At 70.7% G+C, this 22,323-nt stretch carries 21 protein-coding genes; 3 read left to right on the top strand and 18 right to left on the bottom strand.

Translation table 11 applies throughout. From position 1 onward, the window contains the following. Positions 1 to 124 precede the first annotated feature (124 nt). Positions 125 to 1,939: a gamma-glutamyltransferase gene (ggt, locus tag ABD346_RS13850; protein WP_344374864.1), complete on the bottom strand. Its 1,815-nt coding sequence runs from the start codon at positions 1,937 to 1,939 to the stop codon at positions 125 to 127. A 104-nt stretch (positions 1,940 to 2,043) separates the two neighbouring features. On the opposite strand from ggt, the gene ABD346_RS13845 reads away from it, so the two are divergent. Then, a complete protein-coding gene (locus ABD346_RS13845) occupies positions 2,044 to 2,787 on the top strand; it encodes a hypothetical protein (protein ID WP_344374862.1) in 744 nt (247 codons plus the stop codon). Here ABD346_RS13845 and ABD346_RS13840 read toward each other — a convergent pair. From ABD346_RS13840 to ABD346_RS13805, 8 genes are all read right to left on the bottom strand, one after another. After that, positions 2,784 to 4,019, bottom strand: a complete 1,236-nt coding sequence (locus ABD346_RS13840; protein ID WP_344374861.1) for a cytochrome P450 — start codon at positions 4,017 to 4,019, stop codon at positions 2,784 to 2,786. The genes ABD346_RS13845 and ABD346_RS13840 overlap by 4 nt on opposite strands. A gap of 38 nt (positions 4,020 to 4,057) precedes the next feature. Beyond that, on the bottom strand, positions 4,058 to 4,831 hold the full coding sequence (locus tag ABD346_RS13835) for an alpha/beta fold hydrolase (RefSeq protein WP_344374859.1): 774 nt from the start codon (positions 4,829 to 4,831) through the stop codon (positions 4,058 to 4,060). 115 nt (positions 4,832 to 4,946) lie between these two features. Beyond that, on the bottom strand, positions 4,947 to 5,549 hold the full coding sequence (locus ABD346_RS13830; protein ID WP_344374858.1) for a hypothetical protein: 603 nt from the start codon (positions 5,547 to 5,549) through the stop codon (positions 4,947 to 4,949). 145 nt (positions 5,550 to 5,694) lie between these two features. Next, on the bottom strand, positions 5,695 to 6,198 hold the full coding sequence (locus ABD346_RS13825; protein WP_344374857.1) for a hypothetical protein: 504 nt from the start codon (positions 6,196 to 6,198) through the stop codon (positions 5,695 to 5,697). Further along, a complete protein-coding gene (locus ABD346_RS13820) occupies positions 6,195 to 7,661 on the bottom strand; it encodes an ATP-binding protein (RefSeq protein WP_344374856.1) in 1,467 nt (488 codons plus the stop codon). The genes ABD346_RS13825 and ABD346_RS13820 overlap by 4 nt, the downstream gene beginning before the upstream one ends. Beyond that, the gene (locus tag ABD346_RS13815; RefSeq protein WP_344374854.1) at positions 7,658 to 8,350 is read right to left on the bottom strand and encodes a response regulator; all 693 of its coding nucleotides are present in this window, start codon (positions 8,348 to 8,350) and stop codon (positions 7,658 to 7,660) included. The genes ABD346_RS13820 and ABD346_RS13815 overlap by 4 nt, the downstream gene beginning before the upstream one ends. Positions 8,351 to 8,384: 34 nt before the next feature. Next, positions 8,385 to 10,055 (bottom strand): murein biosynthesis integral membrane protein MurJ, encoded by a 1,671-nt coding sequence (murJ, locus tag ABD346_RS13810; protein WP_344374853.1) that lies wholly within the window; start codon positions 10,053 to 10,055, stop codon positions 8,385 to 8,387. Beyond that, positions 10,052 to 11,212: a lipid II:glycine glycyltransferase FemX gene (locus ABD346_RS13805; RefSeq protein ID WP_344374852.1), complete on the bottom strand. Its 1,161-nt coding sequence runs from the start codon at positions 11,210 to 11,212 to the stop codon at positions 10,052 to 10,054. The genes murJ and ABD346_RS13805 overlap by 4 nt, the downstream gene beginning before the upstream one ends. A 224-nt stretch (positions 11,213 to 11,436) precedes the next feature. Between ABD346_RS13805 and ABD346_RS13800 the strand changes: the two genes are divergently transcribed. Together ABD346_RS13800 and ABD346_RS13795 are read left to right on the top strand one after the other, a co-directional pair. Continuing rightward, positions 11,437 to 12,660: a L,D-transpeptidase gene (locus tag ABD346_RS13800; protein ID WP_381229956.1), complete on the top strand. Its 1,224-nt coding sequence runs from the start codon at positions 11,437 to 11,439 to the stop codon at positions 12,658 to 12,660. Between the two features lie 111 nt (positions 12,661 to 12,771). Beyond that, positions 12,772 to 14,385, top strand: coding sequence for a CocE/NonD family hydrolase (locus ABD346_RS13795; RefSeq protein ID WP_344374851.1), 1,614 nt, complete (start codon positions 12,772 to 12,774; stop codon positions 14,383 to 14,385). A 55-nt stretch (positions 14,386 to 14,440) separates the two neighbouring features. Here ABD346_RS13795 and ABD346_RS13790 read toward each other — a convergent pair whose 3' ends face one another. The 9 genes from ABD346_RS13790 to ABD346_RS13750 all read right to left on the bottom strand — a co-directional run bounded on the left by ABD346_RS13790 (position 14,441) and on the right by ABD346_RS13750 (position 22,275). Further along, positions 14,441 to 15,325 (bottom strand): amino acid ABC transporter permease, encoded by an 885-nt coding sequence (locus ABD346_RS13790; protein WP_344374849.1) that lies wholly within the window; start codon positions 15,323 to 15,325, stop codon positions 14,441 to 14,443. Further along, positions 15,322 to 15,966 (bottom strand): amino acid ABC transporter permease, encoded by a 645-nt coding sequence (locus ABD346_RS13785; protein ID WP_344374848.1) that lies wholly within the window; start codon positions 15,964 to 15,966, stop codon positions 15,322 to 15,324. Before ABD346_RS13785 ends, ABD346_RS13790 begins: the two co-directional genes overlap by 4 nt. A gap of 7 nt (positions 15,967 to 15,973) precedes the next feature. After that, on the bottom strand, positions 15,974 to 16,879 hold the full coding sequence (locus tag ABD346_RS13780) for a glutamate ABC transporter substrate-binding protein (RefSeq protein ID WP_344374847.1): 906 nt from the start codon (positions 16,877 to 16,879) through the stop codon (positions 15,974 to 15,976). Between the two features lie 18 nt (positions 16,880 to 16,897). Next, positions 16,898 to 17,641, bottom strand: coding sequence for an amino acid ABC transporter ATP-binding protein (locus tag ABD346_RS13775; RefSeq protein ID WP_344374845.1), 744 nt, complete (start codon positions 17,639 to 17,641; stop codon positions 16,898 to 16,900). Between the two features lie 164 nt (positions 17,642 to 17,805). Beyond that, positions 17,806 to 18,240: a DUF6278 family protein gene (locus ABD346_RS13770; protein WP_189963532.1), complete on the bottom strand. Its 435-nt coding sequence runs from the start codon at positions 18,238 to 18,240 to the stop codon at positions 17,806 to 17,808. Positions 18,241 to 18,322: 82 nt separating this feature from the next. Continuing rightward, entirely contained in the window at positions 18,323 to 19,102 is a 780-nt protein-coding gene (locus ABD346_RS13765; RefSeq protein ID WP_344374842.1) for an exodeoxyribonuclease III, read from the bottom strand. A gap of 30 nt (positions 19,103 to 19,132) precedes the next feature. After that, the gene (locus ABD346_RS13760) at positions 19,133 to 19,780 is read right to left on the bottom strand and encodes an MBL fold metallo-hydrolase (protein ID WP_344374840.1); all 648 of its coding nucleotides are present in this window, start codon (positions 19,778 to 19,780) and stop codon (positions 19,133 to 19,135) included. Positions 19,781 to 19,816: 36 nt separating this feature from the next. Next, complete coding sequence (gene pcaDC, locus ABD346_RS13755; RefSeq protein WP_344375140.1) at positions 19,817 to 21,109, bottom strand: bifunctional 3-oxoadipate enol-lactonase/4-carboxymuconolactone decarboxylase PcaDC; 1,293 nt, start codon at positions 21,107 to 21,109, stop codon at positions 19,817 to 19,819. A gap of 179 nt (positions 21,110 to 21,288) precedes the next feature. Next, positions 21,289 to 22,275, bottom strand: a complete 987-nt coding sequence (locus ABD346_RS13750) for an MsnO8 family LLM class oxidoreductase (RefSeq protein WP_344374839.1) — start codon at positions 22,273 to 22,275, stop codon at positions 21,289 to 21,291. Between the last annotated feature and the right edge of the window lie 48 nt (positions 22,276 to 22,323).

The raw sequence follows: 22,323 nt of genomic DNA, 5'->3' as shown, positions 1-22,323 counted from the left end.
TTCCTTAGCTATTGCGCACGAGAGCTGCCGCCAACCAAGATCGCCGACCCCGCGCAACAAGAGGCCCATGGTTCCCGGCCGTTCAGGACGGGACCATGGGCCTCACCGGCGGCGTCAGCCGGGGCTACTGCTTTCCACTCGGATGGACCACCAGCGCCGAGCCGCCGCCCCGCCGCACCTTCTCGGCCGCGGCGAGCCAGCGCCCGTCCGGCAGGCGCTGCACCCCGGTCGCCGCCCCGATCTCGGGGTTCAGCGAGAACGAGTGGCCGAGCGCCTCAAGGCGGGCCCTCAAGGGGCTGCCGTAGAGGGCGGGTTCGAGCTCGGTCCGGGCCGCGTTGCGCTGGCTGGCACGCGGTGCCGCGATCGCGTCGACCAGCGGCATCCCCCGGTCCAGATGGTTGATCAGCGTCTGGAGGACGGTGGTGATGATGGTCGCGCCGCCCGGCGAGCCGAGCGCGAGCACCGGCTTGTCGTGCCGGTCGAGCACGATCGTCGGCGAGATGGAGGAGCGCGGCCGCTTGCCCGGACCCGGCAGGTTCGGGTCGTGGACGGCCGGGTTGGCCGGGACGAAGGAGAAGTCCGTCAGCTCGTTGTTGAGCAGGAAGCCCCGGCCGGGCACGGTGATGGCGCTGCCGCCGGTCTGCTCGATGGTGAGCGTGTACGCGACGACGTTGCCCCACTTGTCGGCGACCGTCAGATGCGTGGTGTTGTCGCCCTCGTACGTGGTCGGGGCCGCCGGGCCCGACGTCCTGCACGCCGCGGGGTGGCGCGGGTCGCCGGGTGCGAGGGGGCTGGTCAGCGCCGCGTCGTCCTTGATCAGGCAGGCTCGCGAGTCGGCGAAGCGCTGCGAGAGCAGGCCCTTGACCGGCACGTTCTCGAAGTCCGTGTCGCCGACCCAGCGGCCCCGGTCCGCGAACGCGATCCGGCTGGCCTCGATGTAGTGGTGCAGGAACTGCACGTCCGAGGCCTTCGACAGGTCGGTGTTCTCCAGGATGTTGAGCGCCTCGCCGACCGTCGTGCCGCCGGAGGTGGAGGGGGCCATGCCGTAGACGTCGAGCCCGCGGTAGTCGACCTTGGTGGGAGCCTGGAGCTTCGCCTCGTACGCGCGCAGGTCCTTCTCGGTGAGGTCGCCGCTGCGCACCTTGCGGGTCGACTTGGGGTCGACGGGCGGCTTGCGGACGGTCTTGACGATGTCGTCGCCGAGGTCACCCCGGTAGACCGCGTCAACACCCTCGCGGCCCAACTCCTCGTAGGTGCGTGCCAGATCGGGATTCTTGAAGGTCGAGCCGACCACCGGGAGCTGGCCGCCCGGCAGAAACAGCTTGGCGGTGTCGGGGAAGTCGGCGAACCGGGCCTGGTTGCCCTCGGTCTGCGAGCGGAAGGTGTCGTCGACGGTGAACCCGTCGCGCGCGAGGCGCTCCGCGGGCTTCAGGAGCGTACGCAGCGACTTGCTGCCCCACGCGTCCAGAGCACGGTCCCAGGTGGCCGCGGTGCCCGGGGTGCCGACGCCGAGCCCGCTGGTCACGGCGTCCGCGAAGGGCAGTGGTTTGCCGTTCTCCACGAACAGCGAGGACGTGGCGGATGCGGGCGCGGTCTCGCGGCCGTCGAGGGTGTGCACGGAGCGGGAGGCGGCGTCGTAGTAGACGAAGTAGCCGCCCCCGCCGATGCCCGAGGAGTACGGCTCGGTGACGCCGAGTGCGGCCGCGGTGGCGACGGCCGCGTCCACCGCGTTGCCGCCGTTCTTCAGGACTTCGAGGCCGGCGGCGGACGCGTCGGCGTCCACGCTGGAGACCGCTCCCCCGTAGCCGACCGCCTCCGGCACCTTGGCCGGGGTCCGGCCGGGCGGCGCGGCCGTCGTGGGCGGGGCGGCGGCGACCGAGGCCGCGACGGCGGCCGCCGCGGCGAGGAGGGACAGGGTGCGGGCAGCAGGACGACGCATGCATACCTCCCGTTGGCGAACGTCCGCGCAGCGTAGCGCCGGGCCGGGGTTCGCGTCATGGGCATGTCGAACGTGAGCGCGAAGTCCCGCTAGCATGCCCGCCCATGAATGACGACGTACGCAACATCGTGCTCGGCGTGGTGGCGGCGGGCATAAGCGCCGCCCTGGGCTGGGTCACCCGGAACTACCTCTGGAAGCGCAGACTCCGCCGCAAGCAGGCCTTTTTCGGGCTGCCCGACCACTCGGAGTGCCTCCTTGTCGTCAACCGGGCCGCAGGGCACGAGGTCGCGGTGCACCGATTCGACGTCTTCGCACTCCTCGAACTCTCCTCGCTCATCAAGGACTGCGGAGCACACGCCCAGATCATCCAGCACGATCTCGCCCAGCAGGGCTTCGGCGAGCGCACCGAGTTCTGCCTCGGCGGGCCCTATTCAAATCGGCGGATGGGGGCCCACCTCGCCTCGCTCCTGCCCGGCGTGAAGATGAACGTGGACTCCGAGCCGAGCCCCGACCGCGGCGCCTTCCAGATCGGCTCCGAGCGCTACCGGCTTGAGAATGGCGTCTGCGAGTACGTGATCCTGGCCCGGGTCACACCGGGCCCGGACTCCCGCCCTGTGTTCCTGTTCTGCGGCCAGTCCGCGATCACCAACCAGGCCGCCACTCGCTATCTCGCCCGCAATTGCGAGAAGCTCGCCCGCAAGCACGGCAACCATTCGTTCTGCCTGCTCCTGAAGGTCGTCAACTCGCATGCGTACGGGCCCGATGTGGTGGAGCTCGTCGCCGATGTGACCCGGGTGGCCCAGGAGCCGGCCCCGGTGATCCGTACCTCGCACCGGGCAGGCGGTTAACCCACCTTCAGTGGCAGGGACTTGATGCCGTTGATGAAGTTGGAGACGAGCCGGTGCGGCGGGGCCGCGAGTTCGGTGCGGGGCAGGATGCGCAGCGCCTCCTCGTGCAGCACCCTGAGTTGCAGCCGGGCGAAGTGCGCGCCGAGGCAGACGTGCGGGCCGTCGCCGAACGAGACGTGCGGGTTCGGGCTGCGGGCGAGGTCCAGGCGGTGCGGGTCGGCGAAGACACGCTCGTCGTGGTTGGCGGAGGCGTGGAAGACGACGACCTTGTCGCCGGCCGCGACGGGCCGCCCGGCCAGGACGGTGGCCCGGTCGGCGGTGCGTCTGAAGCTCAGCACCGGCGGATGCCATCGCAGGAGTTCCTCGACGGCTGCCTCCACAGATACCTGACCATGGGTCAATTTCCGTTGCTCATCCGGGTGTTCGGCCAGCGCGAGCAGGCCGCCCGGGGCCGCGCTGCGTACCGTGTCGTTGCCCGCCACCGTCAGCAGGAAGAAGAACATCTCCAGCTCGGCGTCGGCGAGTTCGCAGTGGGCGAGCGAGGTCATGATGTCGTCGGCGGGGCGCTCGCGCTTGTACGCGGCGAGCTCCTGGGCGTACGCGAACATCTCGGCCAGCATCGCGGGCGAGCGCGGGTTGACCGGCCGCCCGTCGGGGCCGGGCACCGGCGGCTCGTCCGGGTCCTGGTAGGCGATGACGCGCTCGGTCCACTCCAGGAGGAGGCCCCGGTCGCCCGGCGGCACCCCGAGGAGGTCGGTGAGGTTGAGCAGCGCGTAGTCGTCGGTGACGTCGGCGACCAGGTCGGCCACGCCGTCCTCGGCGCCGTCGCGGGCCCCGGCGAGCAGGGCGCGGGCCCGCTCGCGGGCCAGCGCCTCGAAGCGGTCGATCCGGCCGGGCGTGAAGGCACGGCTGACCAGGCGGCGCAGCCTTCCGTGCCGCGGAGGGTCCTGGTTGAGCATCATGCGGCGGATGAACGGCAGGTCGGCCGGGTCGGGGTCGCGGATCTGGGTCGCGCCGAGCGCCGAGGAGAAGGTGCCCGCGTCCTTGAGGACCCGTACGACGTCCGCGTGGCGGGTGACCGCCCAGAAGCCGGGGCCGGCCGGCCAGCCGAGCACCTCGGGCTCCTCCTGCCACGCGACCGGGTGGTGGTCGCGCAGCTCGCGGTAGGCGGGGTGCGGCGGCCCGGCCGCGTACAGGCGGGGGTCGAAGACGTCGGGGGTGTCAGCAGCCATGGTGGGCATGATGGGGCCTGCCGAGGGCAGCGGGCGTGTCAGACATGGTCGGCCCGCAGGAAGTCCTCGACGGTGCGGATCAGGTCGAGCGGCGCCTCGTCCATGGCGTGGTGCCCGGCGTGGGGCAGTTCGACGAGCTGGCCGGCCGGGTACCAGCGCAGCCACGTGGCGCGCAGGAACTGGGCGCCCAGGGCCGGGTCGAGCGCGCCGGTCACCGCGAGCGCGGGTACCGGGGAGCCCTCGGTCTCCTCGTGGAAGTCCTCGCCGGACCAGGAGTCGAGCCAGGCGCGGAACGCCTTGGGGTCGCTGCGGTCCACCGAGCGCCGGGTCATCCGGTCCAGCCAGGCGTCGGGGCGGTTGCCGCCGGTGGTGAGGTCGATGATGGCGCGGCGGTTGGCGGGGTGCTCGGCGGCCCCGGTGAACAGGTCGCGGGTCGCCTCGTCCATGGGCATGCCGCTCGCCGGGACCGGCGATATGCCGACCATGCGGCGCACCCGGTCGGGGGCCGCGGCCAGGACGCGCTGGACGACGGCGCCGCCCATCGAGTGGCCGATCAGCGAGAACCGGTGCCAGCCGAGCCGGTCGGCGAGCGCCAGGACGTCCTCCGCTCCCTCGCTCGTGGTGAACGCGCCGGTGGCGTCTCTGGCCTCGCCGTAGCCGCGCAGGTCGACGAAGGCGTAGGTGAAGGCGGCGGCGTCCAGGTCGGGCAGCACGGCGGCGTAGTCGCCGCGGTCGGCGAGCCAGCCGTGCACGGCGACGACCCGGTGGGCGCCGTCGCCGTGGAGGGTGTGGGGCAGTGTGAATCCGGCCATGGGCACTCCGATTCCGGGCAGCGGTCGTCGGCGTACGGCTCGCTGGTGGTGCTGTCGGCGCGCGAGACGTACGCGTACACGGTGGCGCTCGCCCTGCCACCTGGCAAGAAGCCGGTCAGAACTCCCAGGGACTCTCGGCCGGTTCCACCGTGCGGTTCTCGACGGCGACCTCGGCGGGTGCGGACCCCCGCACCGCGTCGAGCAGTCCGGCCGCGTCGAAGTCGAAGATCTGCTCCTCGAAGCAGAGCCCGTGCGCGCCCTTCGCGCGGCCGAGGACGGGCGCCAGGCGCCGGTACATGGAGCGCGGGCGGCTGATGTAGGGCAGCGCGGGTGAGCGCAGGTCGACGACGAGGAAGCGGCGCACCTTGTGGCCGGTCCGTACGGCGACCGCGGTCACGGCGGTGATGTCGTCCCAGTCGATGCGGCCGGCCAGCCAGGTCGGCAGGCGCACGGTGAGCGCGTCGGCGTCCACGTCGAGTTGCAGCGGGCGCAGCAGGTAGCCCGCGAAGGTGGCCGCGGCGACCAGGACGGCCACGCCCGACACGGCCATCACGGGGCCCGCGAAGCCGCTGTTCGGCCCGTCGAAGACGGAGGCGGCGGCGATGCACCAGATCACGGCCACGGCGATCGCGGCGAGCGGGACCCAGATCAGGGTGCGCCGCAGCCGCAGGACGATCGGGGCGGCCCCGGGGTGCGTTGCGCTGGCTGAATTCTCCACACGCAGAGCTTGGTCTGCCGGCGGCCCGGACGCCAGAGTGTTACCCATGGGTTTACTGAATTGAAGTCAACAGCCCGGGACCGTGCCGGCACCTTTGTCGGGCCCGGCGCCTTTCTCCGGCCCGGCTCCTTCGCGGCCCGGCGCCTTATCCGGCCGGGCAGGCGAGGGGGCTGAGGGAGCTGTGGTCGTCGGTGCCGGTGATCGTCACCTTCAGGTCCGTACCCGGCGCCACCGACTGCAGCACGGTGCAGGCGATCTGCTGCTGGGCGAGCGGCGTGAGCCCCGCGACGTCCTGGTCGAGCGCGACCGTCACCATGCCCCGCGCCAGGCTCATCTTCGCCGCGCCCCGGCTCGGTGGCAGTTCCGTACGGATCCCGGCGGCCGCCTCCGCCTTCGTGGGCCCCGCGAAGAGGAGCGAGAGCTGCGGCCCTGAGCGGACGGACCGCAGCACGGGCATCAGCCCGTCCGGTCCCGCGAAGAAGAGCACCGTCCCGCCGGATTCCGCGTCGGGCGGGACGGCCTGGGCGCTCGCGGGTCCGCCCACCGCGATGACGTCGGTGGACTGGATGCCGCAGCCCGCCGCGAGGAGTCCGGCCGGGAGCAGGGCGAGCGCGGCCAGTGCCCGGGGCCCGGTGGTCCTGGGCCTCATCGCACCGCCTCCGCGGGTGCGGCCGCGGGCAGGCCGGTGGGCAGCTCGACCCTGAAGACGGCGCCGCCGTCCAGGCCGTTCGCCGCGCTCACCGTGCCGCCGTGCAGCCGTACGTTCTCCATCGTGATCGCGAGACCGAGGCCGCTGCCCGCCGAGCGGGTACGGGCCGCGTCCGCCTTGAAGAAGCGGTCGAAGATGTGCGGAAGGACGGCCGCCTCGATGCCGGGCCCGCTGTCGGCGACCTCCACCACCAGCGGCCCGTCGCCGGAACCCGGACACAGCCGTACGGTCACCGGCTCCGAGCCGTGCCGCAGGGCGTTGCCGACGAGGTTGGCCACCACGATGTCGAAGCGCCGCGGATCGATCATCGCCCGTACGCCGTCCGGGAGTTGAGCGACGACGCGGTCCTCCCAGCGGCGCCTCTGGAGGGTCTTGCGGATGGTCTCGGCGACATCGACCTCGTCGGCGTTGAGCTCGGCGGCCTTGGCGTCGAAGCGGGAGATCTCCATCAGGTCCTCGACGAGGGTGGCGAGCTTGCCGGTCTCGGCCGAGATGAGGCGCACCGCGCGCGCCGTGTCCGGGTCGAGCCCGTCCGCGTCCTCGTCGAGCACCTCGGTCACGGCGAGCATGCCGGCCAGCGGGGTGCGCAGCTCGTGCGAGACGTCGGAGGCGAACCGCCTGGCCCGCGCCTCGGCCTTCTGGAGCTCCTCGACCGAGCGCTCCAGTTCCTCCGCCGACTCGTTGAACGTCCAGGCCAGATCGGCGAGTTCATCCGATCCCTTGACCTCGATACGGGTGTCGAGCCGGCCCTTGCCCATGCTGCTCGCGGCCCGCCGCAGATCGCGCACCGGCCGCAGCACGCTGCGCGCGGCGAGCAGAGCGGGGACCACGGCGACGGCGAGGGCGGGCAGCGCCCCGTTCTTGGCCGCCGAGACCATGGCCTGGATGGTGACGCCCTCCGGCCTGAGGTCCATCACGGCATACAGGTAGACCCCGCTGCGCTGCTGGTGGCCGTACTGGTCGAACATCACCGGCATGCCGATGGTCAGATACGGGGTGCCGTCCTGGACCACCCGCTGGAACGAGGCGTGCGTGTTGGCATGGGTCCGGCTGCGCAGGTCGTCGCTGATCACGGTCGAGGTGGGCCGCATGGTCGAGGACGCGCGCAGGCTGCCGTACTCGGCGAACACGATCCAGGGGCGCGGCTTGCCCGCCCTGGCCAGCGTCTGGCTGACCTCCTTCAGCGCCGCGGTGGAAGGGGGCAGCCCGAAGTGCTGGTTGGCTATCTGCTCGCGGAACTGCTCGACGGCCTGGTCCTGGGTCTGCTGGAGGATGGCGGAGCGGGCCGACTGGTAGGTGAGGGCCGCGGTGGTGACCGCGCTGACCGCGGCCACCAGCAGGAACGCGGCGATCAGCCGGGTGCGCAGGCCGAGGCGCAGGGCCCGGCGGACGGGGAGTCTCACAGGGGCCCGAACCGGTAGCCGAAGCCGCGCACGGTCTGGATGTAGCGGGGGCCGCCGTCGGGGCCCGAGGTGTCGCCGAGCTTCTGCCGCAGCCGCCGTACGCAGGCGTCGACCAGGCGGGCGTCGCCGTGGTAGCTGTGCTCCCACACCGATTCGAGGAGCTGCTGGCGGCTGAAGACCTGCTCGGGCGAGGCCGCGAGGTGCAGCAGGAGTTTGAGTTCGGAGGGGGCGAGCGGGAGGCGCTCCCCGTTCTTGGCGGCGGTCAGGCCCGCCCGGTCGAGAGCGAGCTCACCGTGGAACTCGGGGCCCGGGCGGGCGGTGGCGGGGTCGGCGAGACGGCGCAGTACCGCCCGGATGCGGGCCTCGATGACCTCGGTGCGGGCGGGCTTGACGATGTAGTCGTCGGCGCCCGCTTCGAGCCCGACCACCACGTCGAAGTCGTCGCCGCGCGCCGTGAGCATGATGATCGGCAGCTGGCTGGTCTCGCGTATCCGGCGGCAGACCTGCACGCCGTTCATGCCGGGCAGCATCAGGTCGAGCAGCACGAGGTCGGGCAGGAAGGTCTTGAGCGAGCCGAGTCCGGCCTCGCCGGTTCCGGCGGCCAGCACCTCGTGGCCGCGCCTGCGCAGCCCGAGCTCGACCCCTTCGCGCACGGAGGGGTCGTCTTCTATGAGAAGCACGCGTGGCATGGAGGTCAGTATCCCAACCGTCTCTTTTGTCCCGTCACCGGGTTCGGCGGCGGCCGCCGCGGACCTTGGCGATCACGGCGTTGATGTCGGTGAGGCCGAGCGGCCGGGCCAGCACGGCGAGGGCGAGGGCGAGCGTGACGGCTCCGGCGCCGGCCGCCGCGACACTGCCGAGCGGGTCGGCCGCGCGGGCCGCCGCGTAGCCGAGCGCGGCCGCGGGCACACACCCCAGGAGCAGCCGCAGGTGCGCCAGCAGCGCCGGGGAGCGGAGCAGCGGGCCGCCACCGAGCTTGCGGTTCAGGGAGTACGCGGTGACCGCGAGCCCCGCGAAGAGGGCCGCGGTGTAGGCCCCGGCGATGCCGGTCACCGCCCAGCGCGCGGGCAGCACCACATAGGCGACGACGGTGAGGCCCGCGTTCACCCCGGCGATGACGAGGTTGAGCAGGAACGGGGTGCGGGTGTCGCCGAGCGCGTAGAAGCCGCGGGACAGGACGTACTGCCCCGACAGCGCGATCAGGCCCGGCGCGAACGCCATGAGCATGCCCGCCATCACCGTGATGTCGCCGGCGCCCGTCCTGCCGTACTCGTAGACCGAGCCGAGGATCCAGGGCGCGAGCGCGAACAGCGCGCAGGCCGCGGGGACGATCACCGCGGCACATGTCCGCAGCCCGTACGAGAGGTCCGCGCGCACCGCCGCGAGGTCGCCGTCCGCCGAGGCCCGGCTCATCCGCGGCATCAGCGCGGTGATCAGGGACACGGTGACGATGCCGTGCGGCACCATCCAGAGCACATACGCGTTGGTGTACGCGGTGTATCCCGCTCCGCCGACGCCCTCTGCCACGGCCTGGGCCCCCGCGATGGTGGCGAGCCGGGTCACCACCCAGTACGCGAGCTGGTTGGAGACGACGAGCAGCACCGCCCAGCCCGCCGACTTCAGCGGCCGGCCGAGCCCGCTGCCGCGCCAGTCGAACCGGGGCCGCCAGCGGAACCCGGCCGAGCGCAGCGAGGGGACGAGGGCGAGGGCCTGCACGGCGATGCCGGCGGTGGTGCCCCAGCCGAGCAGCCGGGCGTCGCCCGCGCTGAGCGTGCCCCCGCCGGACGCGGCCAGGGCGAGGTAGAGCCCGAACACCCCGATGACGACAAGGTTGTTGAGCACCGGCGTCCACATCATGGCGCCGAACCGGCCGCGCGCGTTGAGGACCTGGCCGAACAGGGTGAACAGGCCGTAGAAGAGGATCTGCGGCAGGCAGTAGCGGGCGAGCGCGATCGTGAGGTCGGCCTGGGCACCGGTGTAGTCGGTGTACGCGCCGACGATCCACGGCGCGGCGAACACCGCGAGTGCCGTGAGAGCGACCAGCGCGGTGGTGCAGGCGGTCATCAGCCGGTCGGTGTAGGCCGCGCCCCCGTCGGCGTGCTCCTTGGCGGCGCGCACCAGCTCCGGCACGAAGACCGCGTTGAGGGTGCCGCCGATGAGGAGCATGTAGAGGATGTTGGGGACGTTGTTGGCGACCGCGTAGCCGTCGCCGAGCAGCCCGACGCCGAGCGCTGCCGCGATCACCGCGGAGCGTACGAAGCCGGTCGCGCGCGAGACGATCGAGCCCGCCGCCATCAGCGCGCTGCTGCGCAGCAGGCCGGAGCTCTCGGCACGCTCGGCGCTCTCGGCGCTCTCGGCGCTCTTGTCCGCGGGCTGCGTGGCGGGCGCGGTCATCGGCGGGCCAGGTACGCCTGGAAGGCGCGGTACAGCGCGTTGTTGGTGGTCCCGCCCATGGATGTCTCCCACTCCCCCAGCGTCTCGACGACCTGTCCTCCGGTGCCGAGTTTCCAGCGCAGGAGGCCGAAGGGCCGGTCCCGCGGGTCAAGAGTGGAGGGTACCCCGCGCATGTCGTACACCTCGGCGCCCAGCGCTTGGGCGTCCTGGATCATCTGCCACTGGAGCGCGTTGCTGGGGCGGACCTCGCGGCGGTGGTCCGCGGAGGCACCGGTCTGGTACCACACCCGCCGGCCCACCGTGATCATGGTGTGCGCGGCGAGCACCTCGCCCTGGTGGACGGCGAGGCAGAGCCGCATCCGGCCGGGCTGTTCGGCGTTCAGGGCCGCGTACTGCTGCTCGTAGTACGCGAGCGAACGGCCGAGCCGGAATCCGTCGCGCTCCTCGGTGATCCTCAGCAGCCGGTAGAACTCGGGGAGGTCCCGCGCTCCCCCGGCGACGACCTGCACCCCGGCCCGGTCGGCGGTGCGGACGTTGCGCCGCCACTCCTGGTTGAGCCCGGCCCACAGCTCGTCGGTGCTGCGGCCGGCCAGGGGCAGCCGGAAGACGTGGCGGGGCTGGGCGTCCGCGTCGCCGTCGTCGTCCCCTCCGCACCGCTTCCAGCCGCGGGTCCGCAGGCGTTCCGCGACGGCGGAGCCGAGCGGGTCGACCTCGGTGGCCAGGACGTCGCCGATCCTGCGGCCGGCTCCGGTGGACGCCTTCAGGCGGGCGGCGTCCCAGCGGCGGTAGGCGGGCGTGGGCCCGATCCGTACCGCGAAGGCGCCCGCCCGGCGCAGGTGGCGCAGCAACGGCTGAAGCCAGCGGTCCATTTCCGGGTCGGCCCAGTCGGCCACCGGGCCTTCCGGAAGGTAGGCGAAGTATTTCCGGGTGCCGGGGAATTGCCGGTAGAGGATCTGGGCAGCCCCGGCCAATTCACCGTTGTCAAGGGACCATCCGACCCTTTCCGAGAACCATTGGTCCTTCACCTCGGCCCACGAGGGACATTGCAGAAAGCTGACGTCGGCGCGTCCCGCGAGAAAGGCGCGGTACTCGGCGGCGGTGAGACCGCGGACCCCGGCGTCCTGGTCGCGGTCACCGGTCACCAGCAGTGCGGACACGTCTGTGGCCTCCCAAGTGCGCCCCGCCGTCGGCCCGTCGGGGATGCACAGGATGCTCACAGCGGTCCGTGACCGCCCCGCACTACGAATGTGACGGGACCATGACCATGGTGCTGCGGTCCTCGTCACACAACGAATGGAGAGTTTCCCGGCACGCGCTGCAACCTAAAGTCCAGCTGGTGACTCTCACCTACGGAAAAGCATTTACAACGGAGGTTTTCCAGTTGAGCCGCATACGCCGTCACACCCTGCCTCGCCGACCGGTCCGCCTGGCCGCCATAACCGGAACGGCGTTGCTCGCCGCGGCACTGACCGCCTGCGGCGGCGGCAATTCCTCGTCCGGTGACGCGAAGTCCGATCTCAAGTCCGACAAGAAGACCGAGATTTCGGTGAATCTGACGGGCAAGCAGGCGAAGGCCGGCGAGCCGGTGAAGGTGACGCTCGCCGATGGCAGGCTCCAGAGCGTCACGGTCACCGACGCCAAGGGCGGCAAGCTCGACGGGAAGATATCCGCCGACGGCAAGACCTGGACCTCGGACCGCGTCGCCGCGCCCGGCGCGTCGTACGCGATCGAGGCCAAGGACGACAAGGGCGGATCCGCGAAGGCCGACTTCGCGACCGCGGCCCCCGAGAAGGAGAACAAGCTGAGCCTGGCGCCCGGCAAGGACTCCACGGTCGGCATCGGCCAGCCGCTCTCGATCGTGTTCGACCACCCGGTGAAGAACAAGGCCGCGGTGGAGAAGCAGCTGAAGGTGACGACCTCCGACAACACCGAGGGTTCCTGGGGGTGGATGGAGGACTACTCCGGCAAGTCCCGCATCGACTGGCGCCCCAAGGACTACTGGAAGCCCGGCACGAAGGTGACCCTGGAGGCCAACCTGAACGGCGTGGACTCGGGCCCCTCGGGCGGCTGGTTCACCAAGGACTACAAGACCGGCTTCACCGTCGGCAAGAACCAGCTCATCAAGGTCGACCTCGACAACCACCGCCTCAAGCTCTTCCGCGACGGCCAGTTGGTGAAGGACATCGCGATGTCGGCCGGCACCCCCGGCGGCGACAAGGCGTCCTGGCGCGGCAAGACCGTCCTCATGGCGAAGGAGGGGACGATCAACATGAACTCGGAGACGGTCGGCCTCGGCAGCTCGTACAACAAGATGGTCGACTACTCGATGCGGCTGACCTGGTCGGGCATGTACGCGCACGCCGCGCCGTGGAACTCCGGCTACTTCGGCTCCGCCAACAAGAGCTCGGGCTGCATCGGCATGAGCGACGCCGACGCCAAGTTCGTGTACGACTCCGTCCAGGTGGGCGACCCGTTCGAGATCACCGGCGACGACGCGAAGGGCACCCAGGCCCTCAACAACGGCTACGGCGAGTGGAATCTGTCGTACGACGCCTGGAAGGCCAAGAGCGCGCTCACGGGCAACACAGGCACCACCGGCAACTGACACCCCGTCCAATAATCGTTACCCTCGCGTAACTTACCGACCAGTTACCCCAGGTAAGCCCTCGCGGTTACCGTCGGGTCACTTTGCACCGGCGCGAGCGAGGAGCGATTCATGGCCCCCCACCACCTGTCCGGCCGGCCGTCCAAGGCCACGGCCGCGGCTCTCACCGCCGCGGCCCTGTTCGCCGGGGCCGCCTTCGGCCTCGCCCCCGCGGCCGAGGCGGCGCCCGCGAGAGCCGCGGCCACCGCCTCGGCGAGCAGTGGCAGCAGCCTGAAGTTCTACGACATCCCCGGCTCCGGCGGGATCACCCTCAAGGGCAATGTGTTCACGCCGGCCGGGGCCAAGGACGGCGACAGGTACCCGCTGATCGTCTTCCCCACCAGCTGGGGCATGCCGCAGATCGAGTACCTCGCCCAGGCCCAGAAGCTCGCCGACGCGGGTTACACGGTGGTCAGTTACACCTCGCGGGGTTTCTGGCTCTCGGGCGGAAACATCGAGGTGGCGGGCCCGCCGGACGTCGCCGACGCCTCCTCGGTGATCGACTGGGCGCTCGCCCACACCCCCTCCGACCCCGCGCGGATCGGCATGGCCGGCGTCTCGTACGGCGCGGGCATCAGCCTGCTCGCGGCCGGACACGACAAGCGGATCAAGGCAGTTGTGGCGATGAGTGGCTGGGCCGACCTCATCCAGTCCATCTACGGCGGCCGCACCCAGCACCTTCAGGCCGCCGCCCTGCTGGGCGCCGCGGGCCAGGTCACCGGCCGTCCGAGCGCCGAACTGAACCAGATCCTCAAGGAGTTCCTCGGCTCCGACCTGTCCAAGGAACAGGACATGATCGACTGGGGCCACAAGCGCTCCCCCGCGACCTATCTGGACCAGATCAACAAGAACGGCGCCGCCCTCATGCTGGGCAACGCCTGGGGCGACAGCCTCTTCCCGCCCAACCAGTACGCCGACTTCTTCTCGAAGCTCACCGGCCCCAAGCGCCTGGAACTGCGCCCCGGCGACCACGCCACCGCCGAGGCGACCGGCCTGCTCGGGCTGCCCAACGACGTGTGGAGCGACGCCCACCGCTGGTTCGACCACTACCTCAAGGGCGCCGACAACGGCATCGACAAGGAGCAGCCGGTCCAGCTCAAGTCACGTACGGACGGCTCCTACGAGGGCTACCCCAGCTGGCAGGCGGTCGGCGCGGCCAAGGAGAAGCTGGCGCTGAACGGCACGCAGAAGATCTGGGCGAACGTCGACTCGGGCGCCGACGGCGGGATCATCTTCCTGTCCAGCATCCTGGACCAGTTCGCGAAGCTGCCGCCGATGGCGTCGATCCCGCTGCTTCCGCGCTCGTTCGCGGCGGTGTGGCAGTCCCCGGCGTACGGCGAGGACCGCAGGATCCGGGGAACCGCCAAGCTGCACACCACGCTCACCTCGACCAAGGAGAGCGGCACCCTCGTCGCATACCTCTACGACGTGGGCCCGCTCGGCCTCGGCAAGCTGGTCAGCAACGCCCCCTTCACCTTCCACGGACAGACGCCCGGCAAGCCGTTCCCCGTCGACCTGGAGCTGTTCTCCACGTCGTACGACGTTCCGGCCGGCCATCATCTGGCACTGGTGGTGGACACCGTCGACCCGCTCTACATCGAGCACAACCCGCTCGGCGCGCAGCTGACCTTCTCCTCGCCCGCGTCAGACCCGTCCAGTCTGACGGTCCCTCTCCGCGAGAAGTGATCACCGGCTGCTGCCGGGCGGGCTCTTGCCCCTCAGCTACTGCTCCCCCAAGGACTTAATGTCCAGGGGGGACCCCCCTCGCCAGCAGCGTCCCTGGTTCAGCCGGTGCGACGTCCACGGCCTCCGTCTTGGGATTGCGCTTCTGTCTCCTGGCCATCCAGGTGGCGAACCAGGAGAGCAGCATGCACATCCCGATGTAGATCGGCGAGATCACCATCACCACGGGGATGAACGGCAAATCGTAGTCGAGATTCGATGCGATGAGTTTCCCCGCGTGCAGGAACTCCTCATAGGTGATCAGGTAGCCGAGCGAGGTGTCCTTCAGGGCGACCACCAGCTGGCTGATGATGGTCGGCAGCATCGCCCGGATCCCCTGCGGGACCAGCACGTACGTCATGACCTGCGTCTTGCGCATGCCGAGTGAGAATGCCGCCTCCTTCTGGCCGCGTTCCACGGAGTTGACGCCGGTTCTGAAGACCTCGGCGAGCACCGAGCCGTTGTAGAGCGTGAGCCCGGCCACCAGGGCGGGCAGCGGCTGCACCTTCAGTGCCACGAAGATGAAGAAGATCATCACGAGGACCGGCATCGCGCGGAAGAACTCGACGAGCAGGGTCGCGAGCCAGCGCAGCGGCCGGTGGTCGGAGAGCCGTCCGGTGGCGAGGACCGCGCCGAGCGCGATGGAGAACACCGAGGCGAACGCGAAGGCCCGCAGCGTGTTGCCGAGCCCGCGGAGCAGCAGCTCCTGGATGCCCTTGTACTCGAACGGCGACCACTTCGCGGAGGTGAACTGGTTGGTGTCGAAGAGGAGATAGACGACCCAGCCGACCAGGGCGAGGATCAGGGCCGTCGAAATGATCCCGTAGACCAGGTGCCGCTGCTGGGTCCTGGGTCCCGGGAAGTCGTAGAGAGCGGTGGATTCCTTGGCCAGTTGCGCGGTCATCGGGCGACTCCCCAGCGCTTTTCGAGGATGTTGAAGACGGCGCTGATGAAGAGGGTGATGATCAGGTAGCCGATCGCGATCCAGACGAAGGTCCAGATGATGTTGTAGCCGAGCTCGCTCAACGTCTTGTACGTGCCGAGGAGTTCGGTGACGCTGAATGCCCCGGCGATCGCGGAGTTCTTCGCGAGTGCGATCAAGGTGGAGCCGATCGGCGGGATCACGGACCGGAATGCCTGCGGAAGCACCACCGTGGACAGGGTCTGCCCGAAGGTCATCCCGAGGCTTCTGGCCGCCTCGCCCTGCCCCTTGGGCACGGTGTTGATGCCGGAGCGCAGCGCCTCGCAGATGAAGGACGAGGTGTAGCAGCCGAGCGCGATCACCGCGAAGAGCTGGAAGGGCAGCACAAGTCCGAAGCGCGGCAGGCCGAGCAGCACGGCGAAGAACAGCAGCGTCAGCGGGGTGTTGCGCAGCACGGTCACCCACACCGTGCCGAGCACCCGGAACGAGCCGACCGGCGAGACCCGGCAGGACGCCATGACGAAGCCGAGCGCGAGCGCCAGGACCGAGGCGTAGACGGTGAGTTCGACGGTGCCGAGGAAGCCCTTGCCGTACAGCGAGAAGTTCTTGGTGAGTACGTCCATTGCGGCCTCAGCTCGCCGGGTAGCGGTCGATGGGCGGGGCGGGGGCGGCGGGGCGCCCGGACAGGCCGAGCGTCGCGGCGTACGCCTTCTTCCAGTCGCCGTTCTTCTCGTGGGCCTCGATGGCGTCGTCGAGCGCGAACCGCAGCGTGTTGTCGCTCTTGGGCACGCCCACGCCGTACGGCTCCTTCGAGAACGGCTTGCCGACGACCTTGAGTTCGTCGGGCACCTTGGCCGCGTAGCCGCTCAGGATGGTGTCGTCGGTGGTGACCGCGGCGACCTGGAAGGTGAGCAGGTTGTCCACGCACACGGAGTACGTGTCGTAGGCGACCATGTCGACCTTCGGGTAGTCCTTCTGCATCCGCTGGTACGGGGTCGATCCGGCGGCGGAGCAGACCCGCTTGCCGTCGAAGTCCTGGGGCGCGGTGAGGTTTTCCTCGTCCTTGCGGACCAGGAGGCCCTGACCGGCCATGTAGTACGGGCCCGCGAAGCCGACGAGCTTCTTGCGGTTGGCGTTGATGGTGTAGGTGCCGACGTAGTAGTCGATCTGGCCGTTCTGCAGGGCGGTTTCGCGGTTCGCCGAGGCGATCGTCTTGAACTCGATGGTCTTCGGGTCGAAGCCGAGGGACGCGGACATCATCTTGGCGATCTCGATGTCGAAGCCGGTGTAGACGCCGGTGGCCGGGTCCTTCTCGCCGAGGTAGGGCTGGTCCTCCTTGGCGCCGACGATCAGGTGGCCGCGGCTCTTCGCCCGCCGCCACACCGGGGACCCGGGGAGGCTGATGTCCTTGGCCACCGTGTAGCGCGGCAGCAGTTCGGCCTTCGGGCCCTTCACCGGCGGGCTGCCGGACTTGCCGCAGCCGGCCACGGCCAGGGCGAGGAACAGGGCGGCGAGCGCGCGTCGTGTGGCGATCATCGTTGCGTACACCCCCGCTCAGTGCTTGAGGATCTTGGAGAGGAAGTCCTTGGCCCGGTCGCTCTGCGGGTTGGTGAAGAAGTCGTCGGGGGTGCGGTCCTCGATGATGCGGCCGTCCGCCATGAACACGACGCGGTTGGCGGCGGAGCGGGCGAAGCCCATCTCGTGGGTGACGACGACCATGGTCATGCCGTCGCGGGCGAGCTGCTGCATGACTTCGAGCACCTCGTTGATCATCTCGGGGTCGAGCGCGGAGGTGGGCTCGTCGAAGAGCATGACCTTGGGGTCCATGGCCAGGGCGCGGGCGATGGCCACGCGCTGCTGCTGGCCGCCGGAGAGCTGGGCGGGGAGCTTCTCCGCCTGGGAGGCGAGGCCGACCCGGTCCAGGAGCTCGTGGGAGCGCTTGTCGGCGTCCTCCTTCTTGCGGCCCCGGACCTTGATCTGGGCCAGCGAGACATTGGCGAGGACGGTCTTGTGCGCGAAGAGGTTGAACGACTGGAAGACCATGCCCACTTCGGCGCGGAGCTGGGCGAGGCCCTTGCCCTCCTCGGGGAGGGGCCGTCCGTCGATGGCGATCGAGCCGGACTCGATCGTCTCCAGCCGGTTCATCGTCCGGCAGAGCGTCGATTTGCCCGAGCCGGACGGGCCGATGACCACCACCACCTCCCCGCGCCCGACGGTGAGGTTGATGTTCTGGAGGACGTGCAGCGTCCCGTAGTGCTTGTTGACGTCACGCAGCTCGATCAACGGATCGACGGCCATACGCTGTCCTGCCCACTCATCGCTGTGTCGAGGTCAGCGCAAACTATCCAGCCCGGTAGGGCACTTCATCTCGACACGCATAAATAGGGCATAAAGCGTATTTTGACCGCATGGGATCACGGGGCACCCAGGGGCGGCCCACGGGACGCCCGGGGCGGCGCCGATCAGGCCTCCGAGGCCTCGGCGTACACCTGGAACAGTTCGGGAGCGCCCGTCGCGGCCCAGGTGAGACCCGCGTCCACGACGTCGATCTCGCGGCCTGAGGCGAGCCGCACCACCGGCTGGCCGCTGGGCCACACGTCCCAGCTCGCACCCGGGACGGTGCGCACGATGACGGTGCCCAGGTACAGGCCGGCGTCATTGCCGAGCCAGGGAAGCTCCTCCGGGTCCTCGCGCCAGCGCGGGGGCAGCTGGTCGAGGGCCTCCAACGATGTCGGGGAGTCGTCGAGTTCGAGCTTGTTCTCCCAGGCTCTGGTGCGCAGCAGCTCGCACTGCGAGAGCAGCTCCGCGACGCCCTCCGGGTCTTCCCGGACGGCCCCGTAGACCGCCACCCCGGGCGCCGTTGTGTGCCGCTTTCGCCAGTTCTGGAGGAAGTTCATACGATCCAGACTCCCATTCGAGGCTCAGTTGCACTACCAGGCACGCGGGGTGCCACGTCAACCCCGGGATGACCCGCGGCGCTCAGACCTCCAGGTCCACCACGACCGGCGCGTGGTCGGACGCGCCCTTGCCCTTGCGCTCCTCGCGGTCCACATAGCTGTCCTTGACGGCCTTGGCGAACGGCTCGTTCCCGTACACCAGGTCGATGCGCATGCCCCGGTTCTTGGGGAACGCCAGCTGGCGGTAGTCCCAGTACGTGTAGGGACGGTCGTACTTGAGCGGGCGGGGCACCACGTCGGACAGGCCCGCCTCGCGCAGGGCGGCGAGCGCGGCACGCTCGGCGGGGGTGACATGGGTGAGGCCCTCGAAGACCGCCGGGTCGTAGACGTCCTCGTCGGTCGGCGCCACGTTGAAGTCGCCGAGCACCGCGAACGGGCGCTGCCCCGCGGCGTCGTCGGCGACGGCCGCCTTGAGGGCCTCGAACCAGGTCAGCTTGTACGCGTAGTGGTCGTGCTCGACCTCGCGGCCGTTGGGCACGTAGACCGACCAGAGGCGGACGCCGCCGCAGGTCGCGGAGATCGCGCGCGGCTCCTCGGTCCCCTCGTAGTCGGGGCCGCCGGGCAGGCCGCGCACGACGTCATCGAGGCCGACGCGGGAGACCAGGGCCACCCCGTTCCACCGGCCGGTGGCGTTGACCGCGGACTCGTAGCCGAGCTCGCGCAGCTCGGCGGCGGGGAAGCCCTCGGCGGTGGTCTTGGTCTCCTGGATGCACAGCACGTCCGTGCCGGTGCTCTCCAGCCAGGCCAGCAGGCGGGGCAGCCGGGCGGTGATCGAGTTGACGTTCCAGGTGGCGATGCGCATGGATCCCAACCTACCGCCCGGCTGTGACACTCACAGCTGCGTCGAGTCCCCGGGCGTCAGACGCGCGTGGTCGGCGCCGCCGAGGCCGCCGATCTGCGAGTCGTAGATGGGCCGGGCGAGGTCGGTGAGCAGGGCGTCGTGGATGTCGATGGCACGGCGCGGCTTGACCTCGCGCACGTAGTCGATGACCTCGGAGATCTTGTTCCAGGGGGCCATCACGGGAAGCATCAGGGTGTCCACGGCGTGGTCGGGGACGGTGAGGGCGTCGCCGGGGTGGAAGACCGAACCGTCCACCAGGAAGCCGATGTTGGTGATGCGCGGGATGTCCGGGTGGATCACGGCGTGCAGCTCGCCGTGCACCTGGATGTCGAAGCCGGCCGCGCTGAACGCGTCGCCGTGGCCGACCGTGTGGACGCGGCCGGGAAAGGCCGCCGAGATCTGCTCCGCGACACTGCGCAGGGTCCAGATCTCGGCGGCGGGGTTGGCTTCGAGGCCGGTCCGCAGCCGCTCCTCGTTGAAGTGGTCGAGGTGCTCGTGGGTGACCAGGATCGCGTCGGCACCGAGCGCCGCGTCGCTCTCGCTGAACGTACCCGGGTCGATGACGAGGGTGCGGCCGTCCTTCTCCAGCTGGACGCAGGCGTGGGTCTTCTTGGTCAGCTTCAGGTTCATGGCCCCCATCCTGCTCCCGGCACCGCGCTCAGGCGCGGAATCAGGTCATCCGCGCGGGGTGGTCTCCTCCCGGATGACCGCGCCGGCGACCCGGAACGCGGCGTTCGCCGCGGGCACGCCGCAGTACACGCCGGTCTGGAGCAGCACTTCCTTGATCTCGTCCGGGGTGAGCCCGGCGCGCAGCGCGGCGCGGGTGTGGGCCGCGAGGTCGTCCAGGTGGCCGCCCGTGGCGAGCGCGGCGAGGGCCACCGCGGCCCGGGTCCGCCGGTCGAGGCCGCCGCGCGCCCACACCTCGCCCCAGGCGTGGCGGGTGGTGAGCTCGTCGAAGTCCGTGCCGAAGGCGTCGGCGCCGGCCGTCTCGGCGTCCACATGGGCATCTCCCAGGACTTCGCGCCGGATCTTCATCCCGAGCTCGTACGCGTCCGGGGTCACGGCCGGCTCGACGGGCGCGGGGGGTGCCTCCTCCGCCGGAGCCTCGGGCACTGCCGGGGCCACCGGCAGGGGCATGGCGGGCGGCGTCGGAATCGCGGTCAGCCCCGTAGTCGAATCGGGCGCGGCCTGCCAGGCCGTGGAGAAGTGGCGTACGAGGAGATCGGTGACGGCGGTCGGCTGCTCGACCGGGGCGAGATGGGACGCACCCGGCACCACGGCAAGGCCGGCGCCGGGTATGCCCGCGACCAGGGTGCGCGCGTCGCCGGGCCCGGTCACCCGGTCCTCGGCACCGACCAGGGCGAGCGTGGGGGCGGTGATGCTGCCGAGCTCGCCGCGGATGTCGAAGGCGGCGAGCGCCTCGCAGGCCGCGATGTAGCAGGCCGGGTCGGTGGTGCGGACCATCTGTACGGCCCACTCCACGATCGCGGGCTGGGCGGCGGCGTAGGCGGGGGTGAACCAGCGCTCGGGCGCGGAGCGGGCCATCGGGTCCATGCCGTTGGCGCGGACGATCACACCGCGCTGGCGGAACTCGTCGGCGGTGCCGAACCGGGGAGAGGCCGCGACCAGGGCCAGCGAGGCGACGCGGTGCGGGTGGCGCAGCGCCAGATCGGCGCCGATCGCCCCGCCGACGGAACAGCCCGCGTAGCCGAAGCGCTGGACGCCGAGGCCGTCGAGGGTGGCGATCAGCCGGTCGCCGAGCTCGGCTATGGAGTGGGCCGGCTGGGCGGGGGCGCCGCCGTGGCCCGGCAGATCGAACCGGACGACCCGCCAGCTGCCTGCCAGCTCGGGTATCTGGCGGTCCCACATGTGCCATGTGGTACCCAGTGAGGGGCCCAGAACCAGTACGGGAGCGTCTTCTGGCCCGTCAGAGCGGTATTGCAGGGTGTTCTTCGGTGTCTCGCTCACCTGCCCGACCCTCTCATCAGTCACGCCGGCCCCTGTGAGCGGGGTCCTGGCCGTAGCCGTCCGAGCAGGTGGAAGACATCTCGGGGCCGCCTGGCGCTTGAGGCAGTGGACGAGCTCGCGTCCGGTCCTGCCCTCCTCGATGCGGCGCGCGGGGCGGGACGGACGGTTTGGCGCGGTCGTCACGGTGCTTTCGTGGTCTCGCAGTGCTTCTTGATGAGGCCGTAGGAGCGCACGCGGGCGTCGAGGTCGTAGACAGGTGTGGTCAGCATGAGTTCGTCTGCTCCGGTCTCGGTGGCCAGTTGCGCGAGTCGGCGTACGACGGCCTCGGGCGTCCCGCACGCCTGCTGTGCGCGGAAACCGGCAAGCGCCTGGCGCTCCTCCGCCGTGAACGGATGAGTGGCGGCATCCGCGGGGGTGGGGAAGGGAATCTCGCTCAGGCCTTTGAGCAGCCCGGCCTTGACGACGTCCATGGGCCCGGCTCGCCACGCCGCTTCCTCCTCTGTTTCCGCGCATATCGTCTCCACGCACACCACAACGCGGGGCCGCTCGCACCAGCGGGACGGGACGAACGACGCGCGGTAGCGCTCCAGCACTGTGAAGGTGTTGTCGGGCTGGATGTGGTGGGCGACGGCGATCGGCAGGCCGAGTCGCGCGGCGAGGGCGGCACCTGCGGTACTGGAGCACAGCAGCCACGGCTCCGGCAGCGGGCCGAGTGCCACTTCGTCGACCAGGAAGGACAGGATCGCAGCGACGTCGTCCTGGTACTGCGCGTCCGTCGCCGGTCCGGCTCCACGGCGCAGTTCCCGCGCGGTCGCCTCGTCGAAGGTGCCGGGGCCGCGGCCGATACCCAGGTCGATGCGGTCCGGGTGCAACGCCGCCAGTGTTCCGAACTGCTCCGCCAGCGTGATGGGCGCGTGGTTGGGCGCCAGCACTCCGCCCGACCCCAGCCGGATGGCCGAGGTCGAGGCCGCCGCATGAGCGATCAGCACCACGGGCGGGAACGCGCCGATCGCGGGCGAATGGTGGTGCTCCGCGTACCAGATCCGGTGGTACCCCAGCAGTTCGAGGCTGCGAGCGAAGGCAGCGGTGTCGCGCAGGGTCTCCACGCCGCGGGTCCCTGACTCGACCACCGCGACTTCCAGCGCTGAAATCGGCACATCGATCATGCCGTCAGCATAGAGACGGCATCGGTGTTCACCTCAGGCGCGGTGGTC

It is taken from the genome of Streptomyces mauvecolor (assembly GCF_039532965.1).
Lineage (GTDB): Bacteria > Actinomycetota > Actinomycetes > Streptomycetales > Streptomycetaceae > Streptomyces > Streptomyces violascens.
The sequence above is the reverse complement of the archived record's forward strand: the minus strand, read 5'-3'. Positions and strand labels throughout refer to the sequence as shown.

Bases quoted from the DNA above. Each gene is read 5' to 3' on its own strand.
- ggt (WP_344374864.1), bottom strand. From the start codon at position 1,939: ATGCGTCGTCCTGCTGCCCGCACCCTGTCCCTCCTCGCCGCGGCGGCC.
- ABD346_RS13845 (WP_344374862.1), top strand. From the start codon at position 2,044: ATGAATGACGACGTACGCAACATCGTGCTCGGCGTGGTGGCGGCGGGC.
- ABD346_RS13840 (WP_344374861.1), bottom strand. From the start codon at position 4,019: ATGGCTGCTGACACCCCCGACGTCTTCGACCCCCGCCTGTACGCGGCC.
- ABD346_RS13835 (WP_344374859.1), bottom strand. From the start codon at position 4,831: ATGGCCGGATTCACACTGCCCCACACCCTCCACGGCGACGGCGCCCAC.
- ABD346_RS13825 (WP_344374857.1), bottom strand. From the start codon at position 6,198: ATGAGGCCCAGGACCACCGGGCCCCGGGCACTGGCCGCGCTCGCCCTG.
- ABD346_RS13815 (WP_344374854.1), bottom strand. From the start codon at position 8,350: ATGCCACGCGTGCTTCTCATAGAAGACGACCCCTCCGTGCGCGAAGGG.
- murJ (WP_344374853.1), bottom strand. From the start codon at position 10,055: ATGACCGCGCCCGCCACGCAGCCCGCGGACAAGAGCGCCGAGAGCGCC.
- ABD346_RS13795 (WP_344374851.1), top strand. From the start codon at position 12,772: ATGGCCCCCCACCACCTGTCCGGCCGGCCGTCCAAGGCCACGGCCGCG.
- ABD346_RS13790 (WP_344374849.1), bottom strand. From the start codon at position 15,325: ATGACCGCGCAACTGGCCAAGGAATCCACCGCTCTCTACGACTTCCCG.
- ABD346_RS13785 (WP_344374848.1), bottom strand. From the start codon at position 15,966: ATGGACGTACTCACCAAGAACTTCTCGCTGTACGGCAAGGGCTTCCTC.
- ABD346_RS13780 (WP_344374847.1), bottom strand. From the start codon at position 16,879: ATGATCGCCACACGACGCGCGCTCGCCGCCCTGTTCCTCGCCCTGGCC.
- ABD346_RS13775 (WP_344374845.1), bottom strand. From the start codon at position 17,641: ATGGCCGTCGATCCGTTGATCGAGCTGCGTGACGTCAACAAGCACTAC.
- ABD346_RS13770 (WP_189963532.1), bottom strand. From the start codon at position 18,240: ATGAACTTCCTCCAGAACTGGCGAAAGCGGCACACAACGGCGCCCGGG.
- ABD346_RS13765 (WP_344374842.1), bottom strand. From the start codon at position 19,102: ATGCGCATCGCCACCTGGAACGTCAACTCGATCACCGCCCGGCTGCCC.
- ABD346_RS13760 (WP_344374840.1), bottom strand. From the start codon at position 19,780: ATGGGGGCCATGAACCTGAAGCTGACCAAGAAGACCCACGCCTGCGTC.
- ABD346_RS13750 (WP_344374839.1), bottom strand. From the start codon at position 22,275: ATGATCGATGTGCCGATTTCAGCGCTGGAAGTCGCGGTGGTCGAGTCA.